At 59.7% G+C, this 12,647-nt stretch carries 8 protein-coding genes; 7 read left to right on the top strand and 1 reads right to left on the bottom strand.

The window, feature by feature from the left end; translation table 11 throughout:
- The first annotated feature begins 122 nt into the window (after positions 1–122).
- The 5 genes from FPT12_RS19575 to FPT12_RS19595 all read left to right on the top strand — a co-directional run bounded on the left by FPT12_RS19575 (position 123) and on the right by FPT12_RS19595 (position 9,203).
- Positions 123–1,298, top strand: coding sequence for an MFS transporter (locus tag FPT12_RS19575; protein ID WP_145018760.1), 1,176 nt, complete (start codon positions 123–125; stop codon positions 1,296–1,298).
- Between the two features lie 456 nt (positions 1,299–1,754).
- A complete protein-coding gene (gene mgtA, locus FPT12_RS19580; RefSeq protein ID WP_145018763.1) occupies positions 1,755–4,520 on the top strand; it encodes a magnesium-translocating P-type ATPase in 2,766 nt (921 codons plus the stop codon).
- A gap of 207 nt (positions 4,521–4,727) precedes the next feature.
- Positions 4,728–5,162, top strand: coding sequence for a response regulator (locus FPT12_RS19585; RefSeq protein WP_145018766.1), 435 nt, complete (start codon positions 4,728–4,730; stop codon positions 5,160–5,162).
- A 150-nt stretch (positions 5,163–5,312) separates the two neighbouring features.
- Complete coding sequence (locus FPT12_RS19590; RefSeq protein ID WP_145018769.1) at positions 5,313–5,960, top strand: response regulator transcription factor; 648 nt, start codon at positions 5,313–5,315, stop codon at positions 5,958–5,960.
- Positions 5,961–9,203: a transporter substrate-binding domain-containing protein gene (locus FPT12_RS19595; protein ID WP_145018772.1), complete on the top strand. Its 3,243-nt coding sequence runs from the start codon at positions 5,961–5,963 to the stop codon at positions 9,201–9,203.
- Between the two features lie 10 nt (positions 9,204–9,213).
- On the opposite strand, the gene dkgB is transcribed toward FPT12_RS19595, so the two are convergent.
- Positions 9,214–10,017: a 2,5-didehydrogluconate reductase DkgB gene (gene dkgB, locus FPT12_RS19600; RefSeq protein ID WP_145018775.1), complete on the bottom strand. Its 804-nt coding sequence runs from the start codon at positions 10,015–10,017 to the stop codon at positions 9,214–9,216.
- A 422-nt stretch (positions 10,018–10,439) separates the two neighbouring features.
- Between dkgB and FPT12_RS19605 the strand changes: the two genes are divergently transcribed.
- Together FPT12_RS19605 and FPT12_RS19610 are read left to right on the top strand one after the other, a co-directional pair.
- Positions 10,440–11,876 (top strand): mechanosensitive ion channel family protein, encoded by a 1,437-nt coding sequence (locus tag FPT12_RS19605; protein ID WP_145018778.1) that lies wholly within the window; start codon positions 10,440–10,442, stop codon positions 11,874–11,876.
- A 258-nt stretch (positions 11,877–12,134) separates the two neighbouring features.
- Positions 12,135–12,575: a carboxymuconolactone decarboxylase family protein gene (locus FPT12_RS19610; protein WP_145018782.1), complete on the top strand. Its 441-nt coding sequence runs from the start codon at positions 12,135–12,137 to the stop codon at positions 12,573–12,575.
- Positions 12,576–12,647 lie beyond the last annotated feature (72 nt).

Here is a 12,647-nt window from a genome sequence, read left to right on the forward strand (position 1 = left end):
CGGGCTTATCAGGTGACTGGCGCAAGGTGGCTTGAGTTCATGTTTGGCGGGCTTATTTGTGGTTTTTTTACTACCTGGACGCTTTGTGGCAAGTTGCACGCCTCAGCAGAGGATGGAACCGGATGGCAAATCCCTATCAAGCGCTATTCAACGCCCCCGGCAGCCGCGCCTTCGTGCTGGCGGGCATGGTCGCGCGCATGCCGATCTCGATGACCGGCATCGGCCTGATCACCATGCTTTCGCAATTGCAGGGCGGTTACGCGTTGGCCGGATCGGTGGCGGCGACCTTCGCCTTGGCCACGGCATTTTGCGCGCCGCAGGTGTCGCGCATGGTCGACCGTTTTGGTCAGGGCCGGGTGCTGCCGGTTTCGGCCTTGGTCGGCGGTTGCGCGTTGTTGCTGCTGTTGCTCTGTACACGATTGCAAGCGCCGAACTGGACACTGTTTGTGTTCGCCGCGCTGGCCGGTTGCATGCCGAACATGTCGGCGATGGTCCGGGCGCGCTGGACCGAGCTGTATCGTGGTCAACCGCAGTTGCAAACCGCCTATGCGCTGGAGTCGGTGCTGGATGAGGTGTGTTTTATCGTCGGGCCGCCGCTGTCGGTGGGGCTGTGCGTGGTGGTGTTTCCCGAGGCTGGGCCGTTGGTGGCGTTGCTGATGTTGGCGATTGGGGTGAGCGCGTTTGTGTTGCAGCGCAGCACCGAGCCGTCGGTGCATCCTCATGACGCCGATCAACCGGGCTCGGTTATTGGCTCGGGGGATATACGCCTGTTGATGCTGTTGATGGGCGCTATGGGCGCCATCGTCGGGGTGGTGGACGTGGTCAGCGTGGCCTTCGCCCAACAGCAAGGCCAACCGGCAGCGGCAAGCATTGTGCTGTCGGTGTATGCCATCGGTTCGTGCCTCGCCGGGTTGGCCTTTGGCGCGTTGAAACTCAGCACGCCGTTGCCTAGGTTGTTTCTGTATGGCGGGTTGGCGACGGCGCTGACCACGCTGCCATTGCTGTGGGCGGGGAATATTCTCGGGTTGTCGCTGACGGTGTTTGTTGCCGGGCTGTCTTTTGCGCCGACACTGATTGTCGCCATGGGCCTGGTGGAGCGCATCGTGCCGCCGGCCAAACTCACGGAAGGCCTGACCTGGCTGATCACCGGTCTGAGCATCGGCGTGGCGATCGGCGCAGCCGGTTCCGGCTGGCTGGTGGATGCTTTCGGCGCACGCAGCGGTTTCTGGCTGTCGATTGCGGCGGGGGCCGTGGTGCTGGGTTCGGCAGTGCAAGGCTATCGACGATTGACCTGCTAGGCCCCGAAAACACCTAACCTGAACCCTTCCTGAAGAACTTCCGATTTCATCCAGCGAAAATTGTTTCAAGGTTTACGCGCTTAAAAGTGCGGCGTAAGCTGCGCGCGTTTTCATCAATAGCGGAGACCCACGTGGGTACTTGTTCGAGTGACAGTAGTCGGCCGGTTACGGTAACCGGCATATTCTCGGCAAGATAACGCGCAGTTTCCTGTGCTGTTGTCTCGCCGCAAAGCGAGCAGCGGCATCCCGATCGTGGCCAGTCCCGGCCCGAGTCCCGACGTCCTCTCAACGACACTGAACAGCGTGTGATGCCGACCTTTGCGTTGTCATTGCAGCCTATCGACGCGCCTGTCTTTTTGACGGGCGGGCCGGATCCGCTTTGCCCGTTTGATGGCAAGGCGTGAGGTCGGCCGTACCTGCTCGTGGGTTTCCCGGCTGATCCTTGGGGGAACCGCCATGAAACTCACTCTGTTGAAAGAGTTCTTCGCAGGCTTCCTGCGGACCCGACACTTCGCCCGGCACTTCCGCCGACTGGCGCTGCTGGAAAGCTTCACCGACACGCCGGTCAACCGTGAGGTGCCGCCCACTCTGGCGCAAACCCTGGTGGCGGCCGCCAACAGCGACACCGGCAGCCTGCTGGAAAAACTCGGCAGCCACAGTGACGGTCTGAGCGACAGCGAGGCCGAGGCGCTGCGTGAGCAGTTCGGCCTCAACGAAGTCGAGCACGAGCAGCCGCTGCCGTGGTGGACCCACCTGTGGCACTGCTACAAAAACCCCTTCAACCTGCTGTTGACCTTGCTGGCCGTGATCTCGTGGCTGACCGACGACCTGAAGGCTGCCACGGTGATTTTCTCGATGGTGGTGCTCTCGACCCTGTTGCGCTTCTGGCAAGAGGCCAAGTCGAACAAGGCCGCCGATGCGCTCAAGGCGATGGTGAGTAACACCGCGACCGTGATGCGCCGTGACTTCAGCGCTGAACCCGCGACGGTGTTTGGCAAACTCTATGGCGCGGCAGCCCGGGTCAAAGGTGCGCAGCGCATCGAACTGCCGATCAAGCAACTGGTGCCGGGCGACCTGATCGTGCTCTCGGCCGGCGACATGATTCCCGCCGATTGTCGGGTGCTCAGCGCCAAGGACCTGTTCGTCAGCCAGGCGGCGATGACCGGTGAATCGATGCCGGTGGAAAAATTCCCGCGCCAGCAGGACAACGACACCAGCAACCCGCTGGACCTCGATAACATTCTGTTCATGGGCACCAACGTGGTGTCGGGTGCGGCCACGGCGGTGATTCTGACCACCGGCAATAACACCTATTTTGGTGCGCTGGCCCAACGTGTCGGCGCCACGGATCGCGTGCCGACCTCCTTCCAGACCGGCGTCAACAAAGTCAGCTGGCTGTTGATTCGTTTCATGTTCGTGATGGCCCCACTGGTGCTGTTCATCAACGGTTTCACCAAGGGTGACTGGATGCAGGCGCTGCTGTTCGCGCTGTCCATTGCCGTGGGCCTGACCCCGGAAATGCTGCCGATGATCGTTACCTCGACCCTGGCCAAGGGCGCGGTGTTTCTGTCACGCAAAAAAGTCATCGTCAAACGCCTCGACGCAATCCAGAACTTCGGCGCCATGGACGTGCTGTGCACCGACAAGACCGGCACCCTGACCCAGGACAAGATCTTCCTGGCGCGGCATGTCGACGTCTGGGGTGAAGAGTCCGAAGACGTGCTGGAAATGGCGTATCTGAACAGCTACTACCAGACCGGGCTGAAAAATCTGCTGGATGTGGCGGTGCTCGAACACGTTGAGGTCTATCGCGAGTTACAGGTTGGTACTGCGTTCCAAAAGGTCGATGAAATCCCGTTTGACTTCAATCGCCGGCGCATGTCGGTGGTGGTGGCCGAGCAGCATCAGCCCCATCTGCTGATCTGCAAAGGCGCGGTGGAAGAAGTGTTGGCAGTGTGCAAGCGCGTGCGTCACGGCGAGGCCGAGGAAGCGCTGACCGATGAACTGCTGGCACGGATTCGTCAGGTCACGGCCGAGCTCAACGAAGAAGGTTTGCGCGTTGTGGCGGTGGCCGCGCGCTCAATGCCGGCCGGTCGCGACACTTATAGCCTGGGCGATGAACAGGCACTGACGCTGATCGGTTACGTAGCGTTCCTCGATCCACCGAAAGAAAGCACCGCGCCTGCGCTCAAAGCCCTGGCTGCCCACGGTGTCGCGGTCAAAGTGCTGACCGGCGACAACGAACTGGTGACCGCAAAAATCTGCCGCGAAGTGGGCCTGGAGCAGCAAGGCCTGTTGATGGGCAACGACATCGAGCGCATGAGCGACGCCGAGTTGGCGGTGGCGGTAGAGACCACCAATGTCTTCGCCAAACTGACGCCGACGCACAAGGAACGCATCGTTCGTCTGCTCAAGGCCAATGGGCACGTGGTCGGTTTCATGGGTGATGGCATCAATGACGCGCCGGCGTTGCGTACCGCTGACATCGGTATTTCGGTGGACAGTGCGGTGGACATCGCCAAGGAAGCGGCCGACATCATCCTGTTGGAAAAGAGCCTGATGGTGCTGGAGGAGGGCGTGCTGGAAGGCCGTCGGACCTTCGCCAACATGCTCAAGTACATCAAAATGACCGCCAGCTCGAACTTCGGCAACGTGTTCTCGGTGTTGGTGGCCAGTGCGTTTATCCCGTTCCTGCCGATGCTGCCGATGCACCTGCTGGTACAGAACCTGCTGTATGACATTTCGCAGATCGCCATCCCGTTCGATAACGTCGATGACGAGATGCTGAAAAAGCCACAACGCTGGCAGCCGGCCGATGTCGGACGCTTCATGATCTTCTTTGGCCCGATCAGTTCGGTGTTTGACCTGCTGACGTTCGCCTTGATGTGGTATGTGTTCGATGCCAACACCCCGGACCATCAAACCCTGTTCCAGTCGGGCTGGTTCGTGGTCGGGCTGCTGACCCAGACGCTGATCGTGCACATGATCCGCACGCCGAAGATTCCGTTCCTGCAAAGCCGTGCGGCCATGCCGTTGCTGGTGATGACCGGGATCATCATGCTGGTGGGGATCTTTCTGCCAATGGGGCCGCTGGCGCATTACTTCAAACTTCAGGCGTTGCCATCGCTGTACTTTGTGTTCCTGCCGGTGATCCTGCTGGCGTACATGGCACTGACCCAGGCAGTAAAAGGCTTCTATATCCGCCGGTTTGGCTGGCAATAAGCTGCCAGGACCGCAGCCGATAAGCGGCACCCGTGCGCCGTGCTGGCGGCGGGTGTCATCGGTATCACAGCAAAAAAATTAAAAGTAGATGGAACTGTTGCTTTCAGAAAGGTCCTACAGAAACCCCGCGGCATTGCCCTTAGTCTCAGGCGCTCTTGATAAGGGTGGGCGAAAACGGCCGCACCGTCATTGTAGGGTCAATCAACCATGCCGAATAAATCGTTACGTATCCTGATCGCCGATGAGCAGCATTTTCATCGGATGAAAATCGAGCGCAAGCTGAATCAGCTCGGTTACTACCGAATTGCCCCCGTGCACTCCCTTGCAGAGATGCTCAGCGTTGTCGAATACGGCTGTGAGCCGTTTGATCTGGTGATCATCAATGCAACCTTGTGTACCGGGACCGGCCTGGACCTGGTTGCCTTCTGCCAGGACAACCAGCAGATCTGTCATACATTGATCTACGATGCCCAGAAAGCCGGCCTGCCCGCGTTGTTCGCCGTCCAGCAGCACAACGTGCGGATCAGCCAGGCGCGCGTACCGGACCAGGAAACCCTTGAAGGGCTGATGAGTCGCGTCGATATACCAGCTCACGGTTCCCGGCGTGGACACGCCCGGCAGCAGGGTGGTTTGCGCGCCTGAGCCACACGACCGTTGGTCTGAACTGTCAACTTTGACAGGTAGTTCCGCTCCGTTTCTTGTGCAACAGTCGTTGCGCAGCCGTTGTGTCAGCCTTGGCAAATGCCGTGGGCGGCACGCCGGGGTTTTTTGGGCGTTTCTACAGGAGTTGCCATGAGTTCAGCGCTGATCGTGGACGATCACCCGGTTGTTGTGGCCGCCGTCAAAATGCTGCTTGGGGCACTCAGGGATTCCGGCGACAGGGTGATGTTTCAGACCATTCTGGAGTCATCCGATGGTGCGGAGGCGCTGCAAACGATCCTCGCCCAGTCACCTGACCTGGTGGTGCTGGATCTGAATATTCCCAAGCTTGGCGGGCTGGAATTGCTGAGTCGTCTGCAGCGCGATCAATCACCTTCTCGGGTTGTGGTCTTCACGTCCTATGAGCCCAGGTTTTATGTCGACCGCTGCGTGAGAGCTGGAGGTTTGGGCTTCGTCTCGAAAACCAATGACCTGCAAGAGTTGCGTAAAGCCGTTCAGGCGTTGATGTCCGGTTACACCTATTTCCCTCGGCTGGACAGCAGCTCAGTGAGCCAGGACCCGCTGCAACTCAACGAACTGCAGATGATCGAGAAACTCTCCGATCGTGAACTGACCATCTTTCGGTATCTGGCGCTTGGTTTAAGTAACAAGGAGATCGCCGAGGTCATGTTCCTCAGTCATAAGACCGTCAGTACCTACAAAACCCGGTTGATCGCAAAGATCAACGTGCAGTCCCTGGTTTATCTGCGGGAATTCGCCAAACGTAATCAGCTGATCTGAATGCACATGAGCGTGCGAGCCTGGCTGGTGGCGGTGATGTTGTTCAGTTCATTCTGGTCGCTGGACAGCTTCGCCGCAAAACCACAGCTGCTGAAACTGCAAGGGCGTTCGGCCGTCGACGGTTACCAGGTCGAACTGGAAGAGGCCGACTGGCGCTGGCTGCGCGAGCAGGGCAGCTTGCGGCTGGGCGCTTCGGCGCCGGATTACGCGCCGTTCGAGGTCACCATCAGCGACACGTACCTGGAAGGCATCACCGCCGATTTTGCGGTCCTGCTCAGCCAGCTACTGCATATCCCGGTCGAGGTGAAACGCTACCGGTCCCGAGGCGAGGTGATTGCCGCGTTGAAGCAGGGCAATGTCGATCTGCTGGGCACCGCCAACGACTTTGAAGCGGCCGATCCGCAGCTGTTGATGTCGCGTAGCTATGCCGAAGACGCACCGGCCCTGGTCACCCGCACGGGCGATAGCGCCAGGCTGACAGCCGACCTTGCGGGTCAGCGGGTGGCGATGCTCGACCATTACTTGCGACCCGAAGCGGTCGAGGCGGTTTATCCCAAGGCACACTTGCAACTGTACGACTCGACATTGAGTGCCATCGGCACGGTGGCCTTCGGCGGCGCCGATGTCTACCTGGGAGACTCCATCAGTGCCAGCTACCTGATCAATAACAGTTACCTGAACAATGTGCAGCTGGCGGGATTTGCCCGGCTGGATGTCAACGCATTCGGTTTTTCAGTGAGTGCGGATAACCCTCGATTACGACGGATTATCGATACCGCGCTGGCGGTGATTCCCGTGCAGGAACGCATGATCATCCAGCGCCGCTGGAACGTCGGCAGCAGTTTCAGCGGTGCGCAACGCTTGCAATTGAGTGACAGCGAACAGCGCTGGCTGGATAGCCACCCATCGGTCAGGGTCGGGGTCATCGACAATTTTGCGCCGTTGTCCTTTTATGACGACAAAGGAGAGTTCAGAGGCCTCAGTGCCCAGGTCCTGGACCGGATCAGCCTGCATACCGGGCTGAAGGTCGAGTTCGTGCGCGGCCATTCGTTGTATCAGCAAATAGAGCAGGTCAAGCAAGGCGGGATCGACTTGCTGGCAGTCATTACCCCGAGTACCGAGCGCCAGGCAGAACTGCGTTTCACCCGACCGTATCTGATCAATCCCTTTGTCCTGGTCAGTGCAGGCGGCACCGGGGCCCCTGCGACGCTGGGTGACCTGGCCGGTAAGCGATTGGCGATCTATAGCGATCATGCGCTGCGCGAGTTCATTCTGGCGCGCGTTCCCGGCGTGCGCTTCGTTGATGTGCAAACGCCCGCCCAAGGCATGGAACTGGTCGTCAAGGGGCAAGCCGATGCGGCAGTGAGCTCATTGATCATGGCGCGCTATCTGATTGCTCGGGAGTACCGTCACGCGCTGGATATCACCAGTACGGTCGGCACTGAACCTGCGCACATCAGCTTCGCGACCAACCGTGGAGCCCTTGAGCTCTACTCGATTCTGAATAAAGCCCTGTTAAGCATTCCCCCGGAAGAAATGGACGAGTTGGCCAATCGCTGGCGCAATGAACTGCCGGTGGATGACAGCTACTGGTCGCGCCACCGCACGTCCATTCTTCAGGGTTTTTTGGCTGCAGGACTGTTGTTGCTGCTGGCGCTGGGCTGGATTGCCTACCAGCGCAGCCTGATCCGCAAGCGCCAGCAATTGCTGCAACAGGTGCGGCAAGCCAGGGACGCGGCAGACGATGCCAACCGTGCCAAAACTACCTTCCTGGCAACCATGAGCCATGAAATCCGCACGCCAATGAACGCTGTGATCGGCATGCTCGAACTGGCGATGTTGCGTGCTGAAGAGGGCGTCACGGACCGTCTTTCGATTGAGGTGGCGTGGAATGCAGCGCAACAGTTGCTGGAGTTGATCGGCGACATTCTGGACATCGCGCGGATCGAGTCGGGGCATTTGTCCCTGACCCCGGAACGCGCGAATCTGTTGGTGCTGGTCGAGTCAGTGAGCAAGGTGTTCGAAGGTCTGGCGCGGCAAAAGAACCTGCTTTGGCAGGTCGAACTGGACGCCCATAGTGACTGCGATGTGGTGATCGACCCGATGCGTTTCAAGCAAATCGTTTCCAACCTGCTGAGTAACGCGATCAAGTTCACCCACACCGGACAGATCAGCCTGACGCTGCGGTCAGAGCCGGGTGCCGTTCACGGGTACCTGGCGATCAGCCTGCGTATCAAGGACAGCGGGATTGGCATCAGCGAGTTTGACCAGCAGCGATTGTTCAGTCCGTTTGTACAGGCCAGCAATAGCCCGCAGGATGGCCGCAGTGGCTCCGGGCTGGGCTTGCTCATCAGCCGTTCGCTGTGCGAGATGATGGGGGGGCGATTGCAATTGAGCAGCAAGCTGGGCGCTGGCACGCAAATCGACGTCAGCCTCGATGTACTGGCATTGCAGCCGCTGGCCGCGTCGCCGGTCGAGACTGCAGCGCCGGAGCGGGGGCACTCGTTAAACATTCTGGTGGTTGACGACTACCCGGCCAATCGCCTGTTGCTGGTACAACAACTGAGCCGTCTTGGGCACCGTGTGTCTGATGCCCAGGACGGTGAGCAGGGGCTTGAGTGTTGGCGTGAGGATACGTTCGACGTAGTGATCACCGATTGCTATATGCCGAACCGCAGCGGCTACGAGTTGACCATGGCGATTCGTGACGAGGAGCAGGCCAATGGGGACGTGCCTTGCCTGATTCTCGGTTTCACCGCCAATGCCCAGCCCGAAGAAAAGATCCGCTGCATGGAAGCCGGGATGGACGATTGCCTGTTCAAGCCCATCGGCCTGAAAGACCTGAGTGCCCGTCTGGCCGGTGTGACACCGGACACCAACACGCGACAACCGCTCGAAACGTTGCCGGTCAGCGCTGCCGAAATCGATCTTGGCAGCCTTGAACAACTGGCCGGCCCAGACCGTAGCCTGATCAATAAATTACTGACTGAGCTGGCCGCCAGTAACGCCGAGGACCTGGCACGGTTACAGGGCTTTTACCGCCAACGTGACCGCATGGGCTTGCGGGAGTTGGCCCATCGGATCAAGGGCGGCGCGCAAATGGTCAAGGCCCGGCGCCTGGTCCACTGTTGCGAACAGCTGGAAGCTGCCTGCGGCGAGCGCGATAACAACGTGTTGAGCCAGGCGGTGCAGGCCTTGCAAGACGCCATGGAGCGTTTAGCTCTGCACCTGGAGCAACGCTGAGCGGTTCTGCTCAATCCCAGTCGGGAGCGATACCTTTCGGGCTGGTCAGGCGCTGGCCGCGTTCGAGTCCGGCGATCAGCGCCATGTCCGCAGCGCTTAACGTCAGGTCGCGGGCCGCGAGGTTGCTGTCGAGGTTGGCGCGTTGGGTCGAAGACGGAATCACCGCGTAACCCAGCTGCATGGCCCAGGCCAGCGTGACTTGTGCCGGGGTCGCCTGATGTCGCTCGGCGATCTGTTGGATGACCGGGTCCTTCAGGACTTCGCCGTAGGCCAGGGTCATGTAGGAGGTGATCTGAATACCCTGGCTCTGGGCGAACTCGACCACTGTGCGGTTTTGCAGGTAAGGGTGCAGCTCGATCTGATTGGTCGCGATGTTGTCTGCGCCGACCGCGTCGATAGCTTGCTGCATGAGGTCGACGGTGAAGTTCGACACACCGATCTGCCGGGTCAGGCCCAGCGCTTTGGCTTCCAGCAGGGCGCCCATGAATTCGTGCACCGGCACCTGGTTTTCCGGGGACGGCCAGTGGATCAGTGTCAGGTCCAGGTAATCGGTTTTCAGTTTGCGCAGGCTTTCTTTCAAGCTGGCGATCAGTTGGTCCTTGGCGAAATTGGCGATCCAGATCTTGCTGGTGATGAACAACTCTTCGCGGGCAATGCCGCTGGCGGCGATGGCCTGGCCGACGTCGGCTTCGTTGTCGTAGATCTGCGCGGTATCGATCACCCGGTAACCGAGTTCAAGGCCAGTGCTCACCGAATCGATGACCACCTGGCCTTGCAAGCGAAACGTACCGAGGCCGAAGGCTGGAACAGACATGTGTGACTCCAAGGGTTGTGACAGGAATGGCCGCGAGTATCCCGGTCTGCATCCTTGAGAAAAACCGCTGTATCGGCAAAGCACTTTTTACTGAAAGTCACGAATCATGGAAGCAGTTGCATGCTTCCAGGCAACGGTCCGGTCGGATTACCGCAACCAGATGACCCACTACAACACCCTGACCAACAGCATGGCGTACACGGATTCTGTATACGCCACTCACTAACTGTGGGAGCGAGCTCGCTCGCGATAGCGGTCTGACAGTCACTGCATAAGTGCCTGTTCTACCGTCATCGCGAGCAAGCTCGCTCCCACATTGGTTTTGTGGTGGTGTGCGGGTAGCGTTCACCTCGCAATCAAACACTCCTACACTGTGCCAATCTGTGCGATCTTCACGCCATTGGTCTTGCTGGAGTTGCTTGATGTTGTCACTGCTCACCGATCACCCGCTGTTTTGCGCCCTGGCGCTGATTTTGCTCGACATCCTGCTGTGGCGGTTGGTCAGTGTCAGTCACTGGCAGTTGGTCGTGCGGGTGGTGATTTTTGCGTTGTTCAGCGCTGTGCTGTTCAACGAAGGCATGAACCCGATGGACGTGGCGCCCTGGCCGGAGAACGTGCCGTTGCACCTGGCCGCGACCGGATTGCAGATCGGTTGGTGGCTGTTTGGCGCGCGAACCCTGACGGTATTGCTCGGCACGGTGATGATGCAACGGGTCGGGCATACCGGCCGGCTGTTGCAGGATTTGCTCGGCGCGGTGATTTTCCTGATCGCGATCATTGCCGCCCTGGCGTATGTGCTCGATCTGCCGGTCAAAGGCGTGCTGGCGACTTCCGGCGCCCTGGCGATCATCGTCGGCCTGGCATTGCAGAGCACCCTCAGCGACGTATTTTCCGGCATCGTGCTCAACACCACCAAACCCTATCAACTGGATGACTGGATCTCCATCGACGGCACCGAAGGCCGGGTCACCGACATCGACTGGCGGGCCACGCGGCTGCAAACCTCACAGGGCAGCATGGCGGTGATCCCCAACTCGCTGGCGGCCAAGGCCAAGATCATCAACTTCAGCCGGCCGAGTGACATATTTGGTATTGCGATCAGCCTGCAACTCAGCCCCCATGCACGCCCGCATACGGTGATCGAAGCGTTGGAGCGAGCGATGCAGGGTTGCAGGCCACTGCTCAGCAAACCGGCGCCGAGCGTCTCATTGAAAAGCTCCACCGCAAGCGGCGTGGAATACGAAATCATCGGTTTCGTATCGTCTATGGGGCAAAAACGCGAGGTGCGTAATCTGCTGTTCGATCTGGCATTCCGGCATTTGCGCGCATCGGGCGTCAGCCTGTTGTCGACGGAAGAAACGTCGACACCGCTGAACCTTTCGCGACCACGGGCGTTGCTGGAAGCTTCGAGTATTTTCTCGACCTTGCGTCAGGAAGAAAAAGACACCTTCAGCCAGAACATGAAGCTCATCACCTTCCGCGCCGGGGAAATGATTCTGCCCGCCGGCGAGGTCAGTGATCACTTGTTCATCATCGAGTCAGGTGTGGTGTCGGTGGCCTTGAGCCGTGGCGGCAACAAGTTCGAAGCTGGGCGCATGGGGCCGAGCGAGGTGATCGGCGAAGCCGGGATTCTCTCGGATAAATCGGTGCCGGCGGACTTTACGGCCAAGACCTTCTGCACCCTGTACCGGATCGAAAAGGAATACCTCAAACCCTGTCTCGACGCCCGCCACGACATCAATCAGGCGATGCAGGCGCTGCTGGATTTCCGCTTGCACACCGCACAAACCCTGACTCAGGAAGTGCCGAAGGTGGTGGAGAAGAAGGGCTTTCTGCAGTGGTTGCGTAGCCGGGCTTAGCCCGTGACGACGCCTTCACATGATCGTTCCCACGCGGGAGCGTGGGAACGATCAGCGTGTTGGCGTGCTACTGCGGTGAATCAGGTGGATCGAGGTGATCCAGCGCTCGATTCACCGCCAACTCGGCCGGAGAAACGGTCGCGCCAAAAGACGGGCAGGTCAGTCATTGGCTACCTCAACTTCTGAATAATTGGCTATTTGTGCCAATGACCGGTGGCGCTAACGTAGGGCGCATCCCCACTTGCTACGGAGCTGACCATGCAATCTCGCGTCGATTTCTACACCGCCTCACCGGATGCCCTCAAAGCCATGATGGCCCTGGAAAACGCGGTGTCGAAACTGCCCCTGGAAAAATCGCTGATCGAGCTGGTCAAACTGCGTGCTTCGCAAATCAACGGCTGTGCCTTCTGCGTCGACATGCACACCGCCGATGCGCGCAAAGGTGGCGAGACCGAGCGCCGCTTGTACGCGGTGTCGGTGTGGCGCGAAGCGCCGTTCTTCACCCCGCGCGAACGGGCCGCCCTGGCCTGGACCGAATCGATGACCCTGATCAGCCAGACCCACGCCCCGGACGCCGACTACGAGCTGCTGGCCAGCGCGTTCAGCCCCAGCGAAATGGTCGACCTCACCGTGGCAATCTCCACCATCAATAGCTGGAACCGCCTGGCCGTGGGCTTCCGCAAGCTGCCGCAGGCATAAGCAACCGGCCCGGGCAGGGCACCGGCTGCACAGGCCGCCCTGCCGCCCTGCCGCCAAGGGAAATTGTGTTAT

This window comes from Pseudomonas sp. H3(2019), from assembly GCF_007713465.1.
In the GTDB taxonomy this organism is placed as follows: Bacteria; Pseudomonadota; Gammaproteobacteria; order Pseudomonadales; family Pseudomonadaceae; genus Aquipseudomonas.